The 24,559-nt window shown below is 49.5% G+C and carries 17 protein-coding genes; 10 read left to right on the forward strand and 7 right to left on the reverse strand.

Features of this window, described 5'->3' with window-relative positions:
- The first annotated feature begins 74 nt into the window (after positions 1–74).
- Complete coding sequence (locus ICL55_RS19485) at positions 75–1,520, forward strand: hypothetical protein (RefSeq protein WP_188100264.1); 1,446 nt, start codon at positions 75–77, stop codon at positions 1,518–1,520.
- A gap of 135 nt (positions 1,521–1,655) precedes the next feature.
- Positions 1,656–2,216, forward strand: a complete 561-nt coding sequence (locus tag ICL55_RS19490; protein WP_188100266.1) for an RNA polymerase sigma-70 factor — start codon at positions 1,656–1,658, stop codon at positions 2,214–2,216.
- A 116-nt stretch (positions 2,217–2,332) separates the two neighbouring features.
- On the opposite strand, the gene ICL55_RS19495 is transcribed toward ICL55_RS19490, so the two are convergent.
- Entirely contained in the window at positions 2,333–3,901 is a 1,569-nt protein-coding gene (locus ICL55_RS19495; RefSeq protein ID WP_188100268.1) for a RagB/SusD family nutrient uptake outer membrane protein, read from the reverse strand.
- A gap of 28 nt (positions 3,902–3,929) precedes the next feature.
- Entirely contained in the window at positions 3,930–7,088 is a 3,159-nt protein-coding gene (locus tag ICL55_RS19500; protein WP_188100271.1) for a SusC/RagA family TonB-linked outer membrane protein, read from the reverse strand.
- Between the two features lie 976 nt (positions 7,089–8,064).
- Here ICL55_RS19500 and ICL55_RS19505 point away from each other — a divergent pair.
- The 7 genes from ICL55_RS19505 (at position 8,065) to ICL55_RS19535 (ending at position 18,598) form a co-directional block, all read left to right on the forward strand.
- Complete coding sequence (locus ICL55_RS19505; protein WP_188100273.1) at positions 8,065–8,703, forward strand: RNA polymerase sigma-70 factor; 639 nt, start codon at positions 8,065–8,067, stop codon at positions 8,701–8,703.
- Positions 8,704–8,838: 135 nt separating this feature from the next.
- The gene (locus tag ICL55_RS19510) at positions 8,839–9,816 is read left to right on the forward strand and encodes a FecR family protein (RefSeq protein WP_188100275.1); all 978 of its coding nucleotides are present in this window, start codon (positions 8,839–8,841) and stop codon (positions 9,814–9,816) included.
- Positions 9,817–9,994: 178 nt separating this feature from the next.
- Complete coding sequence (locus tag ICL55_RS19515) at positions 9,995–13,585, forward strand: SusC/RagA family TonB-linked outer membrane protein (protein WP_188100277.1); 3,591 nt, start codon at positions 9,995–9,997, stop codon at positions 13,583–13,585.
- Positions 13,586–13,606: 21 nt separating this feature from the next.
- On the forward strand, positions 13,607–15,061 hold the full coding sequence (locus tag ICL55_RS19520) for a RagB/SusD family nutrient uptake outer membrane protein (RefSeq protein ID WP_188100279.1): 1,455 nt from the start codon (positions 13,607–13,609) through the stop codon (positions 15,059–15,061).
- Between the two features lie 21 nt (positions 15,062–15,082).
- Positions 15,083–15,937, forward strand: coding sequence for a zinc-binding metallopeptidase (locus ICL55_RS19525; RefSeq protein WP_188100281.1), 855 nt, complete (start codon positions 15,083–15,085; stop codon positions 15,935–15,937).
- 36 nt (positions 15,938–15,973) lie between these two features.
- On the forward strand, positions 15,974–17,287 hold the full coding sequence (locus ICL55_RS19530; RefSeq protein WP_188100283.1) for a DUF4302 domain-containing protein: 1,314 nt from the start codon (positions 15,974–15,976) through the stop codon (positions 17,285–17,287).
- Between the two features lie 24 nt (positions 17,288–17,311).
- The gene (locus tag ICL55_RS19535) at positions 17,312–18,598 is read left to right on the forward strand and encodes a DUF4302 domain-containing protein (RefSeq protein WP_188100285.1); all 1,287 of its coding nucleotides are present in this window, start codon (positions 17,312–17,314) and stop codon (positions 18,596–18,598) included.
- Positions 18,599–18,687: 89 nt separating this feature from the next.
- Here the strand turns inward: ICL55_RS19535 and ICL55_RS19540 are convergent, their stop codons facing one another.
- Entirely contained in the window at positions 18,688–20,817 is a 2,130-nt protein-coding gene (locus ICL55_RS19540) for an alpha-ketoacid dehydrogenase subunit alpha/beta (protein WP_343067825.1), read from the reverse strand.
- A gap of 81 nt (positions 20,818–20,898) precedes the next feature.
- On the opposite strand from ICL55_RS19540, the gene ICL55_RS19545 reads away from it, so the two are divergent.
- Entirely contained in the window at positions 20,899–21,342 is a 444-nt protein-coding gene (locus ICL55_RS19545; RefSeq protein ID WP_188100287.1) for a MarR family winged helix-turn-helix transcriptional regulator, read from the forward strand.
- Positions 21,343–21,467: 125 nt separating this feature from the next.
- Here the strand turns inward: ICL55_RS19545 and ICL55_RS19550 are convergent, their stop codons facing one another.
- The 4 genes from ICL55_RS19550 to ICL55_RS19565 form a co-directional block, all read right to left on the reverse strand.
- The gene (locus tag ICL55_RS19550) at positions 21,468–22,079 is read right to left on the reverse strand and encodes a fumarylacetoacetate hydrolase family protein (RefSeq protein WP_188100289.1); all 612 of its coding nucleotides are present in this window, start codon (positions 22,077–22,079) and stop codon (positions 21,468–21,470) included.
- A 58-nt stretch (positions 22,080–22,137) separates the two neighbouring features.
- The gene (pth, locus tag ICL55_RS19555) at positions 22,138–22,713 is read right to left on the reverse strand and encodes an aminoacyl-tRNA hydrolase (RefSeq protein ID WP_188100291.1); all 576 of its coding nucleotides are present in this window, start codon (positions 22,711–22,713) and stop codon (positions 22,138–22,140) included.
- A gap of 65 nt (positions 22,714–22,778) precedes the next feature.
- Positions 22,779–23,369, reverse strand: a complete 591-nt coding sequence (locus tag ICL55_RS19560) for a 50S ribosomal protein L25 (RefSeq protein ID WP_169228361.1) — start codon at positions 23,367–23,369, stop codon at positions 22,779–22,781.
- Positions 23,370–23,407: 38 nt separating this feature from the next.
- On the reverse strand, positions 23,408–24,364 hold the full coding sequence (locus ICL55_RS19565) for a ribose-phosphate pyrophosphokinase (RefSeq protein ID WP_188100293.1): 957 nt from the start codon (positions 24,362–24,364) through the stop codon (positions 23,408–23,410).
- Positions 24,365–24,559 lie beyond the last annotated feature (195 nt).

The following is a 24,559-nucleotide window of genomic DNA, read 5'->3' on the forward strand; positions in this document are numbered from 1 at the left end:
CGTTTTTAACATTTTTTTGAGGTTAAGCAGATAATTTTTTTAATAATATATTTGTGCGGGTTAACCTGTCCCTTATGGAAAACAAACTGTATAAGTACATCCTATTGCTGGAAGCATTACTGGTAACAACTATTTTCGGTATTCCCCGGCTGGCGCAAAACGTTGGTAATGCAACACTGGAAGCAGCAGGATTGCAGATAGCCTCCTACCATCAAATGATTGCGCTCCCTTTCGGATTCCTCTATGAACTGGACGTACTATCGAACATAGCTTCGTATTGCTCTCAGCAGGGCACCATCATGGATACATTTGTTTCTCCGATAGTATGGCTGCTGACCAGCTGTTTATGGGTGGGCATCTTATATGGTATCATCCGCCTGTTACGCAGGAAAACGGCCACAGTCCCTTCCCGTGGGGGTTTCTGGAAAAAAGTTTTTTTGTCTGATCTGTTGATATCACTGGTGGCCTTTGCTTTTATTTTTACCCTCCGAACGAATGCCATCCGAACGATTGCTCATTCGGACCTAGATATTTATACCGGGACTTGTTTATTCTGCTGGGCTGCCATGATCGGTGCAGTGCTGCTGGGCGCCAGCTGGTGGCTGATAGAAAAGTTATGGCAGCGGAATCGTGTCATCAGCGTTGCCTTAAGCGGGGTGGTGCTGACCGGCATGCTGGCCGTGATTTTTATCGTCTATGATCTGGTGCATTACCAACCCTATGTCCAGGCGGATGAAGTATCTCCGGAAGTAGCCCAGGCAGCGGCCGATCTGACTGCGACGATCAATGAAGAAACAGCAGGGCCGGCAGTCGTGAACACAGCGGATGCACCTGCCGCTGACGCAGTGGCCGAAGCGGCACCTGATGAATGGAAAGGACCAGAGCCTCCGGGAGACAGCATCAGGGCGGCGCTGCAATTCATCTGTTATGATCAGCTGGAACTCGGCAAAAACAATACAGACCCAACGGACCTTATACTGAACTGGGGCATGGGCATCCGGAGCCTCTTCGCGCAGCAGGACCGCGCCACCAAGGCTGATGCTGCGAGAATATTCAACACGACCTCACTGGCGCCGGTAGTAGACATATTCGACTTCACCGGCCGCGATGGCCGCCGCCTGAAAGCATGTTTCGAACACTTCGGGCCTTATATCCGGCAAGTAATACCCACCGTAGTATACCGCCGTTCGCCGGCAGCCCGTTATATCGATAACCTCATTGCCACCCATGAATATCTGCAGGACATTCCCCACTATCGCGACTCGCTGAAAACCCTGTATGACAAAATGAACGTACCGCCGGGCAGCGTGGAGCCACAGGCAGAGGCCTATATTAATGATATCGCCTTTACCGGAGGCCTGCATGAAATTGACGCTGCCATTGCTAAAGGCAACCGCCAGGGCAAACGCCTCGCCGTATGGCTGGTATCTTTCTGGGCACGCCGCTATCAGGAAGGGAACGCAGAGGAAGTGTACTATATTCTCCACCATACTGCCGACTTATATGGTGGCGCCGGATAATACGAGCTTAGATACCATCACCTTTCGCCAAAAAAGCATTACGCCAAAAAAAAATTACCGGATAAATTATTTTGTTAACTTTAGCGTAATCTGCGTTATATATTATTGCAACCAATATCAGTGGCTTAAAAAGGGATGGATCAGTGTATAATCAATGAACTATTCAAAAACATCACAGCGAACAATGACCAGACAGCCTTCAAAGCTTTCTACAATCATTTTTTTATAAAACTGCTGCGTTTTTCTTTCTCGCTCACCCGCTCCAAAGAGGTGGCAGAAGAAATTACGAACGATGTTTTTATGCATTGCTGGCAAAAAAGGCAATCGCTGACGGACATAAAAAATCCGCAGGTATACCTCTTTGTGGTGGCTAAAAACAAGGCCATCGATCATATGCGCAAACAATCTGCCTCCCGGCAGGTGACCATCGCAGAAGAAGATAAACTGGAAATATCTTTTGAAAGCGATCCCGAACAACTGATGATCTCCGCGGAAATGATCCGCAAAATGGAACACACCATCGAACAACTTCCCCCCAAATGTAAAATGGTGTACATCCTCGTAAAACAATACGGGCTGCGGTACAAAGAAGTGGCCACCGTACTCAATCTCTCCGTTAAAACAGTGGAAAACCAACTGGCCATTGCCATGAAAAGGCTGACCACCGCTGTTAATTTCACCCTGGAAAAAATTTGATCATTTTGATATTTAGTTATTTTAATATTTAGTAAAAAGCGAAGACCGAAGCAATTGCTCGCTTCGGTCTTCGTGTTTCAATAATCAAATAATCAAATGACTAAATAATCAAATGACTAGTATCCTTCGTTCTGTGGTTTCAGATTCGGGTTGTTCTTCATTTCAAATACCGGCAATGGATACAAGAGGTGTTTCTTCGCCAGTACAGCACCGTTTGATTTGTTAACGTGCCCCACAAAATCATCGAAACCATTCGTGTCTTCGTTGTATACTTTGCGCAGGCGCAGCATATCAAACCAAACCACGCCTTCATAACTCAGCTCATGCCAGCGTTCGCGCCATACAGACTGTTCGAAGTCGGCCTGGTTCAGGCCCGCTTTGGCCGGCAGGTTGGCACGGAGACGGATCGCGTTCAAAGCCGTATAGGCATCAGTGTTAGGTGCCCCGTCAGCGCGGTTCTGTGCTTCTGCGTAGGTCAGCAACACTTCCGCATAACGCATCAGGGTCAGGTTCAGGTTACTGATACCAGTGCCGGGTTTTCCGGGAGAGCCATGGCAGATGATATCAAAGAACTTGAAGATGTAGGGCGCATCCAGTTTGATGGTATCGCCGCTACCTTTTGAGAAATAATAAGTGTAGAAGAATTGTTGCTGATCGGGACGTTTGTCTGTTGGTTCAAACTTCTTATAGGAATTATAAAAAGAAACAGACGGCACGTATGTACCCTGCATGATACCTTTCGCAGAAATGTCCGGCTGTGAGTTGTTCGGCAGCATGGTGGTTTGAACCGGGTTCTCTGCCACGCCGCTCAGGTATTGTATCTGGAACAGCAGCTCCAGTTTGTTGTTGGTACCTACGCTATGCAGATCATCGTAGCTGGAGAACAGCCCTATTTCAGAAGGATGTGCGTTGGCATAGTCGATCACTTCTTTCGATTTATCAGCAGCCAGTTTGTAGTAAGCCTGTCCTTTATTGAGCGGGAAACCGGCCATAGTCAGGTAAACTTTGCCCAGCAAGGCTTTAACAGCTGCCGCACAGGCGCGGCCGGTATTATCTTTCCAGGGAAGGCCGGCAGCTTCTGCTTTTTGCAGGTCATCTACGATAGCTTTATACACTTCTTCGGTGCTGGTACGGCCGGGAGCAAAGTCCGAAGATTGCGGTGTTTGTGACTTGAGGATCAACGGCACATCACCCCACAGTCTTACTGCATAAAAATAAGCCCAGGCACGCAGGAAATAGGCTTCCCCCATTACTTTTTTACGGGCCACCTCATCCATCGGATTAATTTTCGGCACGTTGTCCAGTACGAGGTTGGTCTGCGCTATTACGCTGTAAAGCCCTTTCCACCAGTTGCCGATCTGGAGGTTATCTCCATTGTACACCAGGCCCAGGAGGTTGTTCAGGTCAGAGTTCTGGGCCGTTTTAGTGATCACGGTACCGGTAGCCGCATCGAGGAACACGTAGTTGTTGGTGAAGATACCCGCATCTTCGCCGATGAACCGAAGCCGGGCGTAGGCTGCGAAGACAGCGGCATCGGCATGTTCAGGCAAAGTAAAGTAGCTGTCAGGGCTGAGGTTGGACGGATCTTTTTCCTCCAAAAACTTTTTGCAACCACTGCCCGCCCCTATCAGCATAGCGCCGCAGAGTGCCAGCTGTATCGTTTTAAGAATGATATTTTTCTTCATGATAAAGTCTTTTTGAATACTGAACAAATTAGAACGCCACGTTTAACCCCAGCTGATACGTAGTGGGTTTGGGATAGTCGAAGAATGTCTGTCCCTGTGCAAAAGAATCACCATAGGTGGTTACTTCCGGATCGTTGCCGCTGTATTTGGTCAACACGAAGAAGTTCTGTGCAGACGCCCATATGCGCAGGCGGCTCAGGTGCATTTTCTGCAGTGCTTCCGGTTTGAAAGTATATCCCAGCAGTAAGTTTTTACCACGCAGGAAAGAACCGTCTTCTACCCAGCGGGTATCTACGTTGGTAACATACCCTGCTGCCACCGGACGGGGTGCGGCGATCGATGTGTTCTGATGCTCGGGTGTCCAGTAGTCCAATACAGACCTGAAGCTGTTGGCAATGCTGATACGGTCTTCACCGGAGTGGTGTGCCATGTTCAGCACGTCGGCGCCGTAAGAGTATTGCAGCTCCAGGGTGAGGTCGAAGTTTTTATACTTGAAGCTGTTGATAAAACCGCCCCAGCCTTTCGGGTTACCGTTGCCAATGATCATACGGTCGGCATCGTTGATCACGTTATCACCGTTCACGTCGCGGTATTTGATATCGCCGGGCAGCATGGTATTACCACCACGATAGCTTTGGAATTTAGCGGCCTGCGCTCTTTCCGCCTCACTCCAGGTACCTTCGCGTACCAGTCCCCAGAAGGAACCAACGGGCTCGCCTACACGCAGGATATTGGTCTGGTTGGTGAAATTGGGACCGCCCACACCGAAGATATCTGCCGGTGTAGCGAGCGACAGGATTTTGTTACGGTTGAAAGAGATATTGAAGGTGGTGTTCCAGTTAAAGTCTTTGCCGTTTATCACCAGTGCGTTCAATGCCAGTTCCAGGCCTTTATTCTCCATGGAGCCGATGTTTTTACGGATGGTGGCGTAACCGCTGGTAGTAGGTACCGGCGCATCGAGCAGCATGTCTGTTGTTTTACGGTAGTAGATGTCCGCTTCCAGGTTGATGCGGTTGTTGAACAGTCCTATCTCCGCACCGAAGTCGGCCTGTGCGGTCTTTTCCCATTTCAGGTCAGGATTGGCCAGCCTGTTGGTACCGATACCCTGTACTTTAGCGCCATTGATCACCGCCGCGTAGGTGCCGCTGGCAGCGAGTGTGGCGAGCGACTGGTACGGCGGAATTTCAGAGTTGCCGGTTACGCCGTAGCTGGTACGCAGCTTCAGGTTGGACAGCAGGTTGTTGCCTTTCAGCCACGGTTCTTCAGACACTCTCCACGCCAGCGCGGCGGAGGGGAAGGTGGCGTATTTGTTGGAAGGACCAAAGCGGGAAGATCCGTCCCGGCGAGCTGTTAACGTCAGGAGGTAGCGGTCTTTGTAAGCATAGTTCAAACGGGTGAAGTAAGAGAAGAACGAAAACCGGTTGCGGTTGGAGCCCACGCCACTGGCAGGGATCACAGAACCTGCGCCCAGGTTGTTATCTCCGAAATAATCCGTCGAATAATTTTCGCCCCTTGCATTGATGGTGAAGAAGTTGTTTTCAGAAGCGCCCATACCAACCATGCCGGTGAAGGAGTGATCGGTACCAAAACGTTTATTATAGGTCAGGTAGTTTTCAAAGGACCAGAAAGATTCGCGGTCGTTGGCTACGATGGCAATACCTTTCTGAGAGGCGGAGATATCCAGCAGGGAACGGCCATTCCATTCGTTACGGCCACGGGTCACGATGTTAGCGCCGAGTGTACTGCGCAGTTCGAGGCCTTTGGCCAGCGTAAGGTTGGCGTAAGCGTTGCCGAGCGTAGTTTGTGTATTCAGGATATATTTTCTGTCTGTCAGGATCTGTACCGGGTTGGAACCGCCTTCAGCACCGGGATACATCTTGTTGTTGCTCCAGGAGCCATCAGCCAGTTTCACCGGCAGGAATGGCAGCGCTTCGGTGATCATCCGCACGGAGTTAAGGCCGCCGGTACCGATGTCTACCAGATTTTCTTCCTGGTTGTTGTAACTGAGTGAGCCACCTACTTTCAGCCATTCTTTGATTTTGGTGTCGATGGTGAAGCGGGCGGAGTAACGTTTCAGATAGGAGTTCAGCAACAAGCCGTTATCATCGAGGTAACCGAGATAGAGCCCATACTGGGTATCGGGGTTACCGCCGGTGAAGCCTAACTGATGGTTCTGTGTCAGTTTGTGCTGAATGGATTCCTTGAACCAGTCGGTATTATAAAGCGGGTTGCCGTCTTTATCGAAAAAGCGGGAGTCTGTTCTTTTCAGGGCAGGGTTGCTGGCCACGTAGTTGCCATTGTCCCAGCCTGGTTTATCATAGATCTGCGCATTTTTCCAGCCCAGTGTTTCCAGATCGAGGTATTCTTTCGCGTTGAGCATTTTCACGCGGTGCGGGCCTGGTGTGTTGATGCCGAAGTAGTTATCGTATGTTACGCGGCCGCCGGTAGCAGAACCTTTTTTAGTGGTGACCAGTACTACGCCGTTAGCGCCTCTGGCGCCGTAGATAGCTGTGGAAGATGCATCTTTCAGTACTTCAATGGATTCGATATCATTAGGATTGATATAGTCGATCGCGTTAGAGTTCTGTGTTTGGTTACCCATGGGCAAGGCAACTCCATCTACCACGTAGAGCGGGTTGCTGGTAGTGTTGATAGAGCTGAAACCGCGGATGCGCACTCTTGTCTGGCCACCAGGGCGACCGGAGTTGGTGCTTACCTGTACGCCGGGCATACGGCCGCTGAGGGCCTGGTTGATAGAAGGAGCAGGGCGTTCCTGCAGTGCGCCAGCCCTCACCGATGCTACAGCGCCGGTCACGTCTGATCTTTTCTGGGTACCATAACCGATCACGACCACGTCCTGCAGCGACTTCACATCGGTGCCCAGGGCAGCATTGAGTGTGGTGGCGTTACCCACCAGTTTTTCAGTGGGCGTGTAACCAACGAAAGAAAATATGAGCGTGGTGTTATTACCGGGTACATTAATGGTATAACTACCGTCCGGGCCTGACTGGGTACCGGTGTTGGTACCTTTTACCTGCACTGTCACGCCCGGAAGCGGTGTGTTATCCCGTGCATCAAACACCTTACCGGTGATCTTCTTTCCCTGGGAGAAGGCCAGCAGCGACAGCAATAGCAGGATGCTGCTCTGCAGGCTGGTCCGTACCAGGAAGGTCAGTTTTTTCTTCATACATGTTTGTTTTTTGGTTAATAAAGGTTCAATGCTAAAACGATTTTGCAAAAAGAACCCATGATCCCCTCCGGATATTTTTTGGAAGGAAAGCAGTTCTGAAATACAGTAAAGGCAGGCGGGCACGATAGATGATGTTTGAAACATGCCAGCTGTTGACAAGGCGCATACAGGCAGACTGTGTTACAAAAGGAGCGATGCGATAACTCCCTGATACCCGGAAAAGTATCTATTGCTGACCAGCTGTTGTATGGGCGGATGCTGCCACAAAGGGTAATAGCACAAACATACCCTGATACCTGGAAATGTACACGGAAAAGGCTATACGTAGATGACCGTGGAAGCGTTGACATTACTGACTTCCGGCTTTCCGGAAAAGCTCCATCACAAACGTGGTACGATGGTGGAATTTTCTAAATGCCTTTTGCCTGCGTGCTAAAACGATTTTGTTTAAAATCAAATCGTTCCCTGGCGTACAAAAAATGATGTTGTTTTAAATAATGTGATAAATACCTGTTTACACTGCCCGACAAGGCAGTTTTCCTGATTCAGAAAAATATGGTTTACAACCTCTAACGTGAAATTGCGGTGGGAGCTGAATCGATTTAGTACTCCTGCCGGCTACAAGTGATTTTCATTTTACGGCGCTACCTTTACAAGTGAATGATTTTAGATTTAGACCTGAGCTGATATATTATCAAACAATACTTTTTTGGCTTTTCACTACAGCTCTGACCATAAAAATATAATTATTTCCAGATAACTAAAACGTTTTTGCAATTTTTTTTATCACTGGTAGCCGGTTGATGATAAATTACCCGCGATCTGCTTAAAGAACAGGGAAAAATGAAATAACCCATACGAATAGGCAGTAACCCTACTACCCTGCGAGGCTATTTCTTTCTTTTCCACTAACCGAATTCATGATTTTTTTTATACCTTATACCCTGATACCTGGAAAAGAGTAGGAAAAATAATGGTGAGAACCAGCGATATTGCCCAACTGAGCGAGGCTGCATTGATCAGGGAAATTCATGCGAAAAACAGGCAGGCCTTTACCTATGTCTATGAACGTCACTTCCGGGAACTGGTGATGGCGGCCTTCCGCTACTGTAAAGATGCAGGCATTGCCCAGGAACTGGTACAGGAAGTGTTCATCAGAATATGGGAGCATCCCGCATTGCTGGATGAAAATGGCGCCCTTCGGGCCTACCTGTACAAAGCGGTCATCAACCATGCGCTCAACTATCTTAAGCGGGAAAAAAACATCGCCCGCCATCACTCCCTTATTGCCGAATCACTGACCGATAGTTATCTGCATAACCTCCAGGAAGAACAGGAACTGAAAATGCGTATCTGGCAGGAAATAGAAAAACTGCCTAAACAATGTGCAAAAGTGTTTAAAATGAGCCGCTTCGATGGCCTCAAATACCGTGAAATAGCGGAACACCTGCAGATCTCCGAAAAAACAGTGGAAAACCACATGGTCCACGCACTCAAAACACTCCGCGAAAACCTCTTTTACCGCCAGGACAACTCCCGCGATTATACCGCCCACCTCCGCATGCTGCAACTTTTTATCGCGCTGGCAGGAGAACTGGCGAACCGCCTCTAATGCCCGCAGCTCTCCCCTTTCACCCCGTTTTTCCTGCTCCATATTATATTATATAAAAATTAATTTGATTTTTTTTGCTCCTCACTGGGGGTATCCCCCTCCCTGAATTGTAACAATACACAAAGGCTTCTGTCCATGGAAAAAGAAACAGTCAATTGGTTGCAACTGGTACAACACCTGAACAATCCGCAGGATGCTGCTCTGGCGCAGCAAGTGCGGCAATGGACCGCTGCTTCCCCGGAAAATGAAGCCACTTTCCTGCAGGTGCAACAACTATGGCAACTGTCACCAGACCTGAAAATACTGGACCAGCTGGATACCCAAACCGCCATCGCCCGGCTTCAGGAAGCCCTGCCGGAAGAGGAAACCACCATTCACCAACTGCCTGCACGCCGCTACCGCTGGTTCCGCGTAGCTGCCGTCATGGTCCCTATAGTGGCCGCCGCATACTGGTTCTACCACAGCTCCGGCAGCATCATCTACAAAGAAAAAGCCACACTGGCCGCCATAGACTCCCTGCTCCTGCCTGAGCAGTCACGTGTTTATCTCGACAAAAACAGCCGGGTACGCTATCCGGAAAAAATGCAAAAAAACAGGACCGTCATCATGGAACAAGGCACCGCCTTTTTTGATGTGTCCACACAAACAGCAGTTCCCTTCGTGGTTAAAATCGGACAATCCAGCATCACCGTACTGGGCACCGCTTTTAACATCCACATGGAAGATCGTCGTATAGGCGTCACCGTAAAAACCGGCAAAATCAAATTCGCTACCGGCCACGCCAACACGCCAGCCACCATCCTCACTGCCGGCGAAGGCATACGCTTCGATCCGGCTACCGGCAGCGTGGAACAGTTTAATGCCATCAACAGCAATGCCGACGCCTGGATCACTCATGAACTTGTTTTCGTGGATGCCCCACTGTCAGAAGTATGCAAAAAAGTCGAAGCACTCTATCAGGTTAAAATCAACCTCCGGGGTAAAATCCCTGTGAAAAAACTGAATGCAACATTTAAAAACAATAAGCTGGAGGAAGTATTGGAGGTGCTACAAGCTACCTACCCTATCACGGTAGTGCACCGCAACCGGGAAATAACGATCACCGGCAGGTAATCCCTGCTGTGTCAGGCCTTTCTCCGTTGTTTAGCAACCCAATGTGTCAACTGAAATCGTACATCGCAGTTCTGTAACCCGGAAATGCAACCAACATCATGCAGGCTATGTTCCGCTCCCCGTGGGGCGCATCGCCCATGCCTGCGCAGACCCGTTTAACCTATAATAATTATACACGATGTTTGAAATTCTTTACAAAAAAAAGAGACCAAAATCGAAGTTGCTCCTGGCCCTATTGACAGTGGCATGCCTGGAAAACCAGGCCGCACCACTGACCAATGAACAAAACAGGGAGAAGCTGGAAGTCATCCTCGGCAGGATGGAGAAAAAGTACAATGTCGTTTTTGTGTACGATGCCGCAGTGATCAACAAGAATATGAATCTGGAAATCGATCCCGATAAAATTTCTATGCAGCAGGCGCTTAATCTGCTCGAGAGTAAAGGCATAGCACATAAAGTAATCGGCGATAAAATCGTGCTCACACGCCCCGCCGAAGTAATCGCGCCACAACAGGAGGTCATCACCGTGAAAGGCCGGGCCGGTACCCGCGCGGAAAACGGTGATGCTTCCTTTGTGCCCGGCATCAGCATCGTGGAAAAAGGTACCGGCAACGGTATCGCTACCGACAGCAAAGGCGAATTCACCATCCGCGTGAAACCCGGCGCTACCCTCGTTATCAGCATGGTAGGCTTCAAAACACAGGAAGTGAAAGCCACCGCCGACAAACCCATTATCGTTACCCTCGAAGAAAATGTTACGAATCTGAACCAGGTAGTCGTGACCGGTTATCAAACTATCGACCGTAAACTCTTCACCGGATCAGCGGCTACCCTCAAAGCCAATGACGTGAAACGGGATGGTATCACAGACGTAAGCCGTATGCTGGAAGGCCGCGTAGCCGGCGTTTCTATCCAAAACGTCTCCGGCACCTTCGGCGCAGCACCTAAAATCCGCGTCCGTGGCGCTACCTCCATCACCGGCGATAACAAACCCCTCTGGGTGGTAGACGGTATCGTACTGGAAGATGTAGTGAACGTATCCAACGAACAGCTCTCCACCGGAGACCCCACCACCCTGCTGGGCTCTTCTGTGGCCGGCCTCAACCCCGACGATATCGAGAGCTTCCAGATCCTCAAAGATGCCGCCGCTACCGCCATGTATGGCGCCCGCGCCATGAACGGCGTGGTCGTCATCACCACCAAAAAAGGACGCATCGGTAAACCCCTCATCTCCTATACCGGTAACTTCTCTACCTATATCAAACCAACATATAAAGATTTTAATATCATGAACTCGGCCGACCAGATGTCGATGTACAAATCCATGGAAAGCCGTGGCTTCCTTCAGTACGGAGACCTGGCCACCAGACAGGATGGCGGCGTATTCACCAAACTGGCGGAAAATATCAACAACAGAACAGTTTACAATGATGAGAAATCCAGAAATGAATTCCTCAAAAGATATGCACTCGCTAATACCGACTGGTTCGACGTACTGTTCCGCAACTCCCTCCTGCAGGAACACTCCCTGAGTATCTCCTCCGGTACCGAAAAATCACAGCTCTATTTCTCCACCAGCTTCCTCAATGATAACGGCTGGACCATCGGCGACCGGGTAAAACGCTTTACCGGCAACGCCCGCGCCAACTTCAATATCTCCCCCAAATTCAATATAGGCCTCATCACACAAGGCTCCATCAGAGATCAGCGCGCACCCGGCAGCATCGGCAGGGTCAGCAATCCGGTGGAAGGTAAGTACGACCGCGATTTCGACATCAACCCATTCAGCTACGCCCTCAATACCAGCCGTACCATGACCGCCTACGATGAGAAAGGTAACCTGGAATTTTTCCGGCGCAACTTTGCGCCGTTCAATATCATCAATGAACTGAACAATAATACGCTCGACCTGACCATGGTGGACATCAAACTTCAGGGTGAAGCCGGCTATAAAATCACGCCTACCCTGAAATACACGTTCCTCGGCGCTTTGCGTTATGCCAAAACCAACCGCGAACATAAGGTAAGAGAGAACTCCAATATGGCCATGGCCTATCGCGCAGCAGACAACGCCGATGTGATGAGCAAAAACAAATTCCTCTACCGCGACCCCGATGATCCGGAAGCTTATCCCGTGGTAGTACTGCCCTATGGCGGTTTCTATAACACCAATGATGACTACCTCGTCAGCTACAACATCCGCAACTCCCTCGAATGGAATAAAACATATAACAATACCCACATCTTCGTGGCCTATGCCTCTCAGGAATTGAGATATGCCAACCGCCAGAACAAATTCTCTAACGGTTACGGCTACCAGTTCGACAAAGGCGGCGTGCCCTATGTAGATCCCCGCATCATCAAACAGGCCGTGGAAAGCGGCTTCGATTTCTACGGCATGCAGAACTACTACGACCGCTTCCTCGCGTATATGGCCAACGGCGCCTATTCCTACAAAGGCAAGTACAACCTCAACGGTACCATCCGTTACGATGGCTCCAACCTGCTCGGCAAATCCCGCACTGCGCGCTGGCTGCCCACCTGGAACATCAGCGGCTCCTGGAACGTGGACACGGAAGATTTCATGAAAGAGGCACAGCACATCAACCGCCTTACCCTGCGCGCTACCTATGGCCTCACCGCCAGCCTGCAAGGCAAAGCCACCAACTCCAGCCTCGTTACCCGCAGCGGCAAAACATATCGCCCTTATCTGCCTGAAATAGAGTCTGTCATCAATATCACCGACCTCGAAAACTCAGAGCTGACCTGGGAAAAACAATACGAAACCAACGTGGGCATCGACCTCGGTATGTTCAAAGACCGCCTCACCATCACCCTCGACGGCTATAACCGTAACGGCTTCGACCTCATCAGCCCTATCCGCACTTCCGGCATCGGTGGCCAGTTTATCAAAAACGCCAACTATGCCGACATGAAATCACACGGCGTGGAACTGACAGTTGGCGGCGCTATTGTCCAACAGAAAAACTGGCAATGGAGGACCCAGCTCACCGCGGCCTACAACGAAAACAAAATCACCAACCTGAAAACCAATCCCAATATCTGGGACCTCATCGGTCCTGATGGCGGCCCTATGCTGGACCGTCCTTACAGAGGCCTGTATTCCATCGACCTGCAGGAACTGTCCGCACTCGACGGTACCCCCGTATTTGTCAATGAAAAAGGAGAGAAAGTAAATGAAGTCAACCTGCAAAGTGATGCCATCAAATACCTGAAATACAACGGGCCGATCGACCCCAAATTAACCGGTGGCTTATATAACTCTGTACGCTACAAGGACTTCACCTTCTCTGCCCTGTTCACTTTCAGCGCTGGCAATGTCATCCGCCTCAATCCGGCTTTCCAACAGCGGTATACCGATTTCACGGCCATGCCGAAAGAATTCCTCGACCGCTGGATGATGACCGGCGATGAAAAGCAGACAGACATCCCTGCCTTATCAGATCTCCGGGTTATCAACAGACTGAGTGGCGTAACACCCTATTATACCTATAACTATTCCTCTACCCGTGTTGCTGATGGGGGCTTCATCCGCCTGAAACAGGTATCACTGAGTTATAGCCTGCCGCTGAAATATACTTCCGCAATAGGCCTTAACAACGCTTCGCTGAGCCTGGTGGCCAACAACCCCTGGCTGATCTATGCCGACCCTAAACTGAAAGGCCAGGACCCTGAGTTCTTCCAGTCTGGCGGCGTAGCGTTACCAGTCCCCAAACAATACACCCTGTCCGTAAAAGTTGGTTTTTAACCTGAATGAAAAGTTTTGGATATGAAAAGAAATCTCGTATATATATCAGCGTTAGCGATCATGACTGTTGCGCCCGGGTGTAAAAAATACCTCGAGCAACTGCCCGATCAGCGTACCGAAGTGAATACTCCCGCTAAGGTGGCCGAGCTCCTGACCTCTGCCTATCCCCGCGCCAACTATATTCCGTTTCTCGAAGCTATGTCAGACAATGCCAATGATAAAGGCACCGAAGACAATACCCGCGCCAATCGCCAGCCCTGGTTCTGGGAGGTGTCTTCAGACAGAGACCAGGACACGCCTGACTTCTACTGGCAAAAAGCCTATGCCGCCATTGCTGCCGCCAATCAGGCGCTGGAAGTGATCGACCAGGCAGCCGATAAAGCAGCCTACAACGCCTCTAAAGGGGAAGCACTGCTCTGCCGGGCCTATGCGCATTTTATGCTGGTCACCATCTTCTCCAAATCATACGATCCGGCCACCGCGGCCAAAGACCCGGGTATCCCTTACGTGACCAAACCGGAAAAAGTAGTGGTGGAGAAATATGAAAGAAAAACAGTAGCCTATGTCTACGAACAAATAGAAAAAGACCTCACCGAAGGATTACCGTTGATCGATGATAACTCCTACACCGGTACGCCTTCCTATCATTTCACTACCGCGGCTGCACATGCTTTTGCGTCCCGGTTCTACCTGTTCAAAAAGAACTACGCTAAAGTAGTGGAACATGCCAATCTCACTTTCCCTGCCGGCAAAGCACTGCCTTACCTGCGGCCGGTAAATACCATTTACATCGCCATGGAAGAACTGGTGCTCCGCAAGGAATACACCCGCGCCACCCAGAAAGCCAATCTGTTACTCGCCGAAACGGAATCCCTCTGGGCCAGAAACGTAATCACCAACCGCTATGGCTGCGACCCTACGCTCGGTGACCTGATCAATGGCCTCGATAACCCTTCCGGCACCAGAATGGATTATAAAGTGTACTACCAAAAACCGGAAGATTATTTCATTCCGAAATTCTATGAGCTGTTTATCCGCGTAGATCAGAACGCCAATATTGGTACCCCCTGGGATATGGTCCCCCTGCTGACCGCAGAAGAAGTGCTGTTCAACAGGGCCGAAGCCAATACACAGCTGGGCAACTTCAATGAAGCACTGGCCGATATCAACGACTTCCTCAGCCAGCGAAACAACCGCTATAACACGGCCCAGAACCTGTCTATTGATAAGGTCAGAGACTACTATGGCACCATAGATACACGGGCGGCCATACTGGAAACCATCCTGCACTATAAACGGATAGAGTTCATGCTGGAAGGGCTTCGCTGGTTCGATATCCTTCGTCATAAAATACCGGTGACGCATACCTCCTTCGATGGTAAAACCAAAATGGTGCTGGGCGCCAACGATCCCCGCCGCCTGGTACAAATACCACAGGAAGCACAACTGTCTGGCCTGGAATTAAATCCAAGATAAACACCGCTCAAACCCGCATTTATGAAACGTCATTATATTATTCCCCTACTGATAGCAGGACTGATCACCGTTCTGTCCGGCTGCAGCAAAAAAGAAAACCTGGACATCTCCAATCTGTTCCCGGACAACAACCAGCAGCCCACCGCGCTGGACAACTGGATTACGACCAATTATACCAAGCCTTATAATATTGAAGTCAGGTATAAATGGGACCCTTACGCAGTATCTACCGACAAAACCCTCGTTCCGGTGAAGGAATCGATGGTGATACCCGTCATGGACCTGATCCATAAAACCTGGATTGAACCTTATGTCAACGAAGCCGGATTACCCTTCTTCCTTAAATACTGTCCGAAGCAGGTAATACTGGTAGGCAGCCCTAAGTACAACTCCAACGGCACCATTACCCTTGGAGAAGCGGAAGGTGGTAAAACCATACAGCTGCTACGCCTCAACGAATTCGATCAAAAGAACGAAGCGTTTGTAAAATTCATGTTGCATACGATTCACCACGAATTTGCACACATCCTGCATCAGACCATCTTCTATCCAAGAGAGTACAAAGCCCTTACCCCGAGCGGTTATACCGGCACCTGGAACAATACCACCATGCAGGAAGCCCTGGACCTCGGCTTTATTACACCCTATGCCCGTTCCAAGGCAGATGAAGATTTTGTGGAAATGGTGTCCACTATGCTGACAGAAGGCAAAGACGGCTTTGAAAAAATAGTCGACCAGTCCGAAACCACTGTCGGCAAAGACATGCTCCACCAGAAAGCACAAATCGTCAGAAACTATTTCCAGAACAGCTGGAAAATAAATTTTGACAGCCTGCAGGCGAAAACATCTACTGCCATCGCTGAAGCGATCAGATAGTTTTTTATGAACAGGTACTATAACTACAACGGATATATGAAAAAATATATAATCGCAGGCACGGTGTTATGTATACTCGCTGCGTCATGCCGCAAAGACAATGATGGCTCCGTATTCGGTCTCAAACCCGAAGAACGGATGAACGCCACCCTCACCGCTTACAAACAACAACTCACCAGTGGCGCCAGCGGCTGGAAAGCGTATCTTTTCCCTGATGGCGGCCAGGGCTTCGGCTTCTACTTTAAATTTGGGGAAAACAACCGGGTGAATATGCTGGGCGACCTCACCCCCGCCACCGGGCAGGACCTGTCTGAAAGCTCCTATCGCATGGGAGCACAACAACGGCCATCACTGGTATTCGATACCTACAATTATCTCCATCTGTTGTCCGATCCGGACGAAAGAGTATTCGGCGGGCTACGGGGCAAAGGTTATGGCTCCGACTTTGAATTCGGTTACGACTCCACCCGCACCGACACCGTATTCCTTACCGGCAATGCCCAAAAAAGCAAGATGATACTCGTCAGGGCCAGCGCCGCCGAGGAAGCAGCTTATAAAGCAGGCGGCCTCAATATCATCCGTGATGCGGTCACCGGCTACGTTTCCACGCACGCCACCCTCTATACCACTACTGCCGACGGGAAGAAAGTACAGACCGTTGTAAATCCCAACACACGTGGATTTTCACTGGTATATGAAAAAGACGGGGAGCTCACCACGGAAGCTAACAGCTATGCCTATACGCTTTCTGGTTTATTCACCAAAAATCCTTTCACCATCAACAACAACAGCTATCGGGAACTGCTGTTTGACACCGACAAACAGGTGATGTACCTGAAAGGAAATGGGAAAAACACCGCATTAGAGGTAGCCAATGGTCCTATTTTCGCCCTGCACCTGCTGATGGGGATCGGCTACAACTCCATACAGACGTCCGACGCCACGCAGGGAGCTTTCTCTCCCGGCTACAAAACCATGTGGACCACCGCTAAAACCCGGATGCCCAATCTTGGCTTTCCCAACCTGCAACTGGTGGGGCTGAACATTATTTTCGATGCCGAGGCCAAATTGATGGGAGTGCAGATCAGACTGACCCAAAATGCCAATTCCTTCACCGGAATATACATTTTCGATTATGCTAAAAATAAAAACGGCGAATACAGTTTCACCATGCAGGACATCAAAGGAGAAATTCCCGGGCTTGTTTACCCTGCCATGAAACAAATTCTGGATAAACTGGCTACCGGTAAATACCGGGTGGATTATTTCTCCATGCCAGGGAACCCCCAGATGGCGCAGCTGATCAGTGTAGATGACCCCACCATCACCATTGGCGGTTCACTCAAATAATTTCTTCATCTGCAACTCATTCAAATGAAAAAAATCGCATTATATACCTTACTCTGTGCTGCCGTACTGGCATCCTGCCGGAAAGACAATTCACTCGACATTCCGGTGGAGAAGTCCTACGCCGATCCCAAACAACAGCTCGACTCCTTCAAAACCATACTGGGCGCCGCGCCTGACGGGTGGGTGGGTACGCTCACTCCCCGTGACGGCAAAGAACTGTACAATGTGTACCTACAGCTCGATAATAGCAAAAGCGAAGCGACCCTATACACGGACATTAGCGCCAATGCCGCCGCCACTCCCAGCAAAAGCCGCTTTTCCCTCGGCATTTCACAGACGGTCAACCCCACGCTCAACTTCGGCGAAGGTTCCCAACTGGGAGACATCAAACTGTCTAACAGAGGCGTGGACACCGCCTATGCTTTTCGTTATATCAACGGAGACACGCTCGTATTGACCGGTAACAAATTCAGTGACGAACTGAAACTGGTAAAAGCCGGCGCACAGGTAAAAGCAGATTATACCGCCGGTAAACTTCAGGCGTCTATGGCTGCCAGTGCCGACTTCTTCAACCAGCCAGGATTCTTTGCCATCACCCCGGGTAATACGCAGGCTTTTGTCTTCTTTAATACTGATAGCAAAATCAGTGGCTTTGCTTTCCTTAACAACAAAACCAGGATCTCCTCTGGTACCGGCTACGCCTATACGTTGACTGGTGTAACCCTTCGTCATCCGATCGTGGTGGGCAATCAGAGCGTGTCTTCTCTCACCTGGGACGCTACGGCCAATAACTTCTATGCGTTGATCGATAAGAACAAGGTATACCTGGAACGGACCAACGTACCGGTAGTGCCGGTCCACTACATACTGGGCAGCGAGCTCCCCGGTGCGCTGACACTGCTGCCACCCACTACCTATCCGCTGCCCGGCTGGACAGCTGATTTTATGACAGTCTGGAACGATGCTTATAATCGATTTAAAACCAACAAATTCCTGATAAGCAAAGTGGTGATGGATTTTCAGCCCCTTAGCAATATGCTGTACATGGATATTTATATTGGTCAGGCTGTTTGCAGGTATTCTTTCAGATACACCAAAACAGCCGATGGCGTCTACTCCTTTGTGGCAGCGCCATTTACCAATAACACAGAGGGCGCCAACGGCAATGCATTAAAAACACTGGCACAACCGCTGACAAATATGTTATCTACCAACCGGTTCACCCTCGATTACCTCGATGCGCCGGACGGGGTGTTTGTCAGCTTCAAAAGTGCCGACAAACCAACGCTTGGCTTTACCGGTTACTGGTAAGCACCCAGTACTATCCTTTCGCGATAAAAAAGAGAGAGGCCCTGTCAGGACGCTGACAGGGCCTTTTACATAAACGTATGGGTTGGTTCTCAGTAGGACATTAGCGCTTTGATCATAGCCTCTACCTTGGCCGCGTTGGGCAGCATAGCGGCTTCCAGGCCGGTATTAAGTGCCACCGCCGGCAGGTCGAGCGCCCCCAGCATATGCACCGGGGCGTCCAGCTGTCGGAAACATTCTTTCTGAATGCGGCCGGCCAGCGCCTGTGTAAAGGAATTATTCAGTTGCTCTTCTGTCAGCAACAGGCATTTACCATGTTTACGGACAGTCTGGAATACCAGCTCTTCATCCAGCGGGAAGAGGGTGCGCAGGTCCACGATTTCCACATTGCCCGGAAAGGCACGGGCAGCAGCCTTCGCCCAGTATACGCCCATCCCGTAGGTGATGATACAGACAGATTCTCCGCGTTGTACATCTTTCGGATGCGCCTGCAGTACCACATTGGCTTTCCCCAGAGGCAGCACATAGTCTGCCGCCGGTTCTATCGTCATCGCATCCTGGGTACCAGGTACCTTGCTCCAATAGAGCCCTTTATGTTCCAGCATCACGACCGGGTTAGGGTCCAGGAACGCCGCTTTGAGCAGGCCTTTCATGTCTGCCGCATTGGAAGGATATACTACTTTGATGCCTTTGATGCTCAGCAGCGTAGATTCAATACTGCCGGAATGGTAAGGGCCGCCGCCGCCGTAGGCGCCAATCGGCACCCTGATAAGCGTTTGCACCGGAAATTTACCCTGGCTCAGGTAGCAGGATTTGGAGATCTCTGTCACCAGCTGGTTGAATCCCGGATAGATGTAATCCGCAAACTGTATCTCCACGATAGGCTTCACACCGGTGGCCGACAGGCCCGCCGTAGCGCCGATAATATAAGCTTCCTGAATAGCGGTGTTATATACGCGGTGGTCCCCGAATTTATCACCGAGGGTAGCCGCTTCGCGGAATACGCCCCCCAGCCGTTTACCCACGTCCTGCCCGAAAAAGATAGCTTCCGGGTACTGCTGCATGATTTCCTCCACCGCGTGAAGGGCAGCATCTACCATCACCACTTTATTGCCATTGGCAGGCACACGCGTGCCCGCTTCCTGCGTCACTGCTGCCGGGGCAAACACATGTTCACGGACAGTTTCCGGCGCTGGTTCCGCCGCTTTCACCGCTGCCGCAAAGGCAGCTTCAATATCTTCAATGGCTGTTTGTTCTATTTCCTGAAGGGTGGCCTCTGCCACGCCATGTTTCAACAGCAACGCCCGTAGTTTGGGCACCGGGTCATTAGCCGCATGTTTTTCGAGGTCTTCCGCCGTACGGTACCACTCTTTCCGTACTCCGGAAGTATGATGGCCCAATAGCGGCACGTTAGCCTGCACGAGGATAGGCTTGCGCTCCTGTCTCACGTAGCCGATCGCTGTTTCCATAGCGGCGTAACTGGCAGTAAAGTCACTGCCGTCCACCCGCATCCGTTCCATCCCCCTGAAGCCGCCAGCGTAGTCGTAGGCGTCCATGGCGCGCGCTTCCGCTGCCGTTACCGAAATACCCCAGTCGTTGTCCTGTACCAGGTAGATGACCGGCAATTGTTTCAATACGGCAAACTGAAAGGCTTCGCTGACTTCCCCTTCCGTGACGCTGCCATCGCCCAGGGAGCAAACCACTACCGGCAGTTCACCGTTGGGGCCTGTCCGTAATAATTGGGAATGGATCATTTCGAGGTATTGTACGCCCTGTGCCATGCCTGTGGCAGGTATTACCTGCATGCCTGTGGCGCTGCTCTGATGGGGAATCAGGGGCTTGTCCGGCCGCCTGCTGTTAGGGTGATTGTAATAAGACCTGCCGCCGGAAAAAGGGTCGTCTGCTTTGGCCAGCAGCTGCAGCATCAGTTCATAAGGCTCAAAGCCCATGGCCAGCAGCATGCTCTCGTCGCGGTAGTACGGACTGGCAAAGTCCCACGGCCGCAGCTGCATCCCCGTGGCGATCTGGATGGCCTCATGCCCCCGCGAGGTGGAATGCACGTATTTGCATATTGGCCGGTTGGCCTCATAGGTAGCGGCCATCTGGCCTGCCTGGCACATCCACCGGTAAGCAGCCAGTAACTCCGCCAGCTCGCTCTTCTTCCCGTGCTGGCCGTTAGTACCGGCTTTTAAAGTTGAAACGCTTGTACTATCTTTAAACACGTAAAACTGTTTTGGTGATGACGATGGTGGTTTAAGCAAAATAGTTGCTATAACAACTATTGCTATTGCAAATTAATTAATATGGCTGATACTTTTGTCAACAATCCCTCTTTTTTTAAGCTGGATGCGACCCTGAAAAAACTGCGCAACTACTGGCAGAAAATGTTTGATTCCCGCCAGATGGACATTACGGTGGACCAGTGGCTGCTGGTGGAGAATCTGTACAAGCACAAAAAGACGACCCATAACGAGCTGGCCCGTAATACCTCCAAGGACATCACAACGATCTCCCGTATTATTGAATTATTGGTAAAAAAAGGGCTGGTAAAGCGGGAAGCCGATACCTATGACCGGAGAAAGGTATATCTGCAGCTTACGCCGGATGGAACGGAAAAATACAAACAGGTAAAACCGCTGGTACATGAAATGCGGAAAACAGGCTGGAAATCGCTGACAGAAGCAGACTATGCGGAGTTAACAAGAATACTGGACACGATCTATAACAATATCCCCACGAAGATTTGATTATTTGATTATTTGATTATTTAGATATCTGGTTATGGGTTTAGGAATTTGAAATCCCTACCGGAAGAACGAATCCCAAATTCCTAAACACAATATCAAAATAATAGAATATCTAAATAATCAAATTACTTCACAGCGAATTCCAGCAGGCTGTCATTTTCAATAAACGCCTCAAAAGAATCACCGATCTCAGTAGGGCCCACTCCCACCGGTGTACCGGTAAAGATCAGGTCCCCGATATTCAGGGTAAAAAATTTCGAAATATAGGAAACGAGAAAGTCGAACGAGAACAGGAGATCTTTAGTATTGCCCTGTTGTACCAGTGTTTTGTTTTTATACAGGCAGAAGTTAATATCCTTCTTGTCCATCTCCGGTGTAACAGGAATAAAAGAGCCTACAATGGCGGAGTTATCAAAGGCTTTGGCTATTTCCCAGGGCAGGCCTTTGGCTTTTTGTTTATCCTGTAGGTCACGGGCAGTAAAGTCGATTCCCACCGAGATTTTATCATAATATTTATCTGCGAATTTCTCCTGAATGTGCTTGCCGTTTTTGCTGACACGCAATACGAGTTCACATTCGTAGTGCAGGTTGGTGGTAAACTCCGGATAATAAAAAGGGTGGCCATTCTGCAACAGCGCGTTCTTGGGTTTCATAAACAACACCGGCTCAGTCGGCACCTCATTTTTCAATTCTTTGGCATGGTCGGCATAGTTCCTGCCTACGCAAATAATTTTCATAATGCGTGAGTTTTAGAAGATAAATTAAGCAGATAGCGGGCAGATTTGCAAATTTACTTTACAGGGGAAAAATCATTTTGTTGTACTCATTCATGGTACGGGCCAGTCCAATACCGGCAAAACTCTCGATGATATCGCAACAGGCATTGATTTTCTGTTGCACTACCGGTATTTCCGTTGGTTTCCATTTACTCAGTACAAAATCTGCCTGCCGGCCTTTCGGATAGTCGTTACCAATGCCGAAACGCAGGCGTGGATACTGGTTGGAGCCCAGCGATTCCTGTATGCTTTTCAGGCCGTTGTGGCCGGCATCGCTGCCACCGGGACGTAAGCGGAGCACATCCAGCGGAAGGGCCAGTTCATCCATGATGACCAGCACGTTTTCCATGGTGATCTTTTCCTTGTCCATCCAGTATTTGACAGCGCGACCGCTGAGGTTCATATAGGTGGTAGGTTTGATCACGATAAACGTTTTGCCTTTCCATTTACAGGTAGCCACCTCTGCCAGTCGGTCGTTATCGAAGCTGGCGTTATGTTTGGCCACAAAAGCGTCTGCCACGTCAAACCCGATATTGTGGCGGGTATGACGGTATTCTTCTCCAATGTTGCCCAAACCGGCGATCAGATATTTCATCTTGTTTCAAATTAAAAAGCCCCTCTACAAGTAGAGAGGCTTTCTGGAAAAATATTTCTAAAAGATTATTTCTTTTTAGCGTCTTTTTCAGCAGCAGATTCTTCCTGACGCAGCTGACGGGTCATTACCACAGAAGCGATAGGAATACGCGGAGAGTTGGTGATTTCGATACCTTCTACTTTCACGTCTTCAACACGGATGTTGGCGTTCAGTTCCAGGTTTTCGATGTTCACTTCGATGCTTTCTACCAGGTCTTTAGGCAAAGCTTTTACTTTCAGCGCTTTCAGTTTGCTCACCAGTTTACCACCGGCTTTCACACCTACAGAAGAACCAACCAGTTTGATAGGCAGGGTTACAGACACTTTTTTGTCTTCCACCAGCTCCATGAAATCAATGTGAGCCAGTTCGTCTGTTACTACATCAAACTGCAGATCTTTCAGTACGCAGTTGTAAGTTTTACCGCCCAGTTTAATCTCTGCAATCTGGAAAGCAGCAGTGTACACCAGGTTTTTGAATGCTTTGGCAGGAGCTGAAAAATTAACAGTTTCTGCACCCCCGTAAATAACACAAGGCACTTGTTCCTCAGAACGGATCTGGCGGGTGGCTTTTTTGCCGAATTCGCTCCTGAGTTGTCCTTCGATGGTTATTGTATTCATTGTTTATACAGTTTATATAAATGATAAAATATACGTTGTTATTGCTTCCGGTGACTGTGAATGAACAGGTTGGTAATAGACTTGTTCTCATGCATGTTGCGGATAGCCACCGCAAACAGGTCTGCCACAGACACCACTTTCACTTTGGAGCTTTCCGGGCGGATAGGAATCGTATCACAAACCACTATTTCCTCCAGTACGGAATTCTCGATGTTTTCATATGCTTTACCGCTGAACACCGGATGGGTACAGAAAGCGCGAACGCTTCTGGCTCCTTTTTCCTTCAGCAGGTTAGCTGCTTTAGACAGCGTGCCGGCAGTATCGCAAATATCGTCAATGAGCACAATGTCCCTGTCTTTTACATCACCGATCACTACCATGGATGCTATTTCGTTGGCTCTTTTGCGGTGTTTGTCGCAAATCACCATCTCAGCATTGAAGTAGGACGCCACTTCGCGCACTCTGTTAGTGCTACCCACGTCAGGGGACGCAAAGGTAAGATTTTCCAGCTTTAATTGCTCAATATAAGGAATAAAAATAGCGGAACTGTCCAGATGGTCTACCGGGATATCGAAGAAAGCCTGGATCTGCGGCGCGTGCAAGTCCATGGTAATCACCCTGTTAGCTCCTGCAGAGGTGAGCAGATTGGCCACCAGTTTAGACCCGATTGCCACCCTGGGCTTGTCTTTCCTGTCCTGCCGCGCAAACCCGAAATAGGGGATTACCGCAGTAATGTAACCGGCTGATGCGCGTTTGGCCGCGTCAATCATCAGCAGCAGCTCCATCAGGTTGTCTGACGGGGCATTGGTGCCCTGCACAAGAAAAACATAGTCACCACGGATACTTTCCAGGAAAACGGGCTGAAACTCGCCATCACTGAACTTCTGAATTTTTAACTTGCCGAGGCTATTGACTCCATTGCCGTATCTTTTGGCAATTTTCTCAGCCAATGCCGGATTACTGTTGCCTGTGAAGATTTTAACTGAAGGTTGCATACTGGATACTAGTAGAAAAGAGGTGGCAAAACTATGATTTTTTAGGGCTACCGGCGTGATTTTTTTTCGATCAAAAATTAGATTATTTTTAATTTAAATATTTATTTATTTTTAAATTAATACATTATATTGATTTTGGGATGATTTTTATAAAAAAGAAAGTGCCGGGGGACCGGATAATTCCGGAGGAGAATG

Source organism: Chitinophaga varians (assembly GCF_014529945.1).
Lineage (GTDB): Bacteria > Bacteroidota > Bacteroidia > Chitinophagales > Chitinophagaceae > Chitinophaga > Chitinophaga varians.

What these genes read in the sequence shown, in the direction of transcription:
- ICL55_RS19530 (WP_188100283.1), top strand. Translation starts at nt 15,974, where the DNA reads ATGAAAAAATATATAATCGCAGGCACGGTGTTATGTATACTCGCTGCG.
- ICL55_RS19495 (WP_188100268.1), bottom strand. Translation starts at nt 3,901, where the DNA reads ATGAAGAAAAATATCATTCTTAAAACGATACAGCTGGCACTCTGCGGC.
- ICL55_RS19510 (WP_188100275.1), top strand. Translation starts at nt 8,839, where the DNA reads ATGGAAAAAGAAACAGTCAATTGGTTGCAACTGGTACAACACCTGAAC.
- ICL55_RS19545 (WP_188100287.1), top strand. Translation starts at nt 20,899, where the DNA reads ATGGCTGATACTTTTGTCAACAATCCCTCTTTTTTTAAGCTGGATGCG.
- ICL55_RS19550 (WP_188100289.1), bottom strand. Translation starts at nt 22,079, where the DNA reads ATGAAAATTATTTGCGTAGGCAGGAACTATGCCGACCATGCCAAAGAA.
- ICL55_RS19565 (WP_188100293.1), bottom strand. Translation starts at nt 24,364, where the DNA reads ATGCAACCTTCAGTTAAAATCTTCACAGGCAACAGTAATCCGGCATTG.
- ICL55_RS19485 (WP_188100264.1), top strand. Translation starts at nt 75, where the DNA reads ATGGAAAACAAACTGTATAAGTACATCCTATTGCTGGAAGCATTACTG.
- ICL55_RS19505 (WP_188100273.1), top strand. Translation starts at nt 8,065, where the DNA reads ATGGTGAGAACCAGCGATATTGCCCAACTGAGCGAGGCTGCATTGATC.
- ICL55_RS19515 (WP_188100277.1), top strand. Translation starts at nt 9,995, where the DNA reads ATGTTTGAAATTCTTTACAAAAAAAAGAGACCAAAATCGAAGTTGCTC.
- ICL55_RS19490 (WP_188100266.1), top strand. Translation starts at nt 1,656, where the DNA reads ATGGATCAGTGTATAATCAATGAACTATTCAAAAACATCACAGCGAAC.
- pth (WP_188100291.1), bottom strand. Translation starts at nt 22,713, where the DNA reads ATGAAATATCTGATCGCCGGTTTGGGCAACATTGGAGAAGAATACCGT.
- ICL55_RS19535 (WP_188100285.1), top strand. Translation starts at nt 17,312, where the DNA reads ATGAAAAAAATCGCATTATATACCTTACTCTGTGCTGCCGTACTGGCA.
- ICL55_RS19525 (WP_188100281.1), top strand. Translation starts at nt 15,083, where the DNA reads ATGAAACGTCATTATATTATTCCCCTACTGATAGCAGGACTGATCACC.
- ICL55_RS19560 (WP_169228361.1), bottom strand. Translation starts at nt 23,369, where the DNA reads ATGAATACAATAACCATCGAAGGACAACTCAGGAGCGAATTCGGCAAA.
- ICL55_RS19520 (WP_188100279.1), top strand. Translation starts at nt 13,607, where the DNA reads ATGAAAAGAAATCTCGTATATATATCAGCGTTAGCGATCATGACTGTT.
- ICL55_RS19500 (WP_188100271.1), bottom strand. Translation starts at nt 7,088, where the DNA reads ATGAAGAAAAAACTGACCTTCCTGGTACGGACCAGCCTGCAGAGCAGC.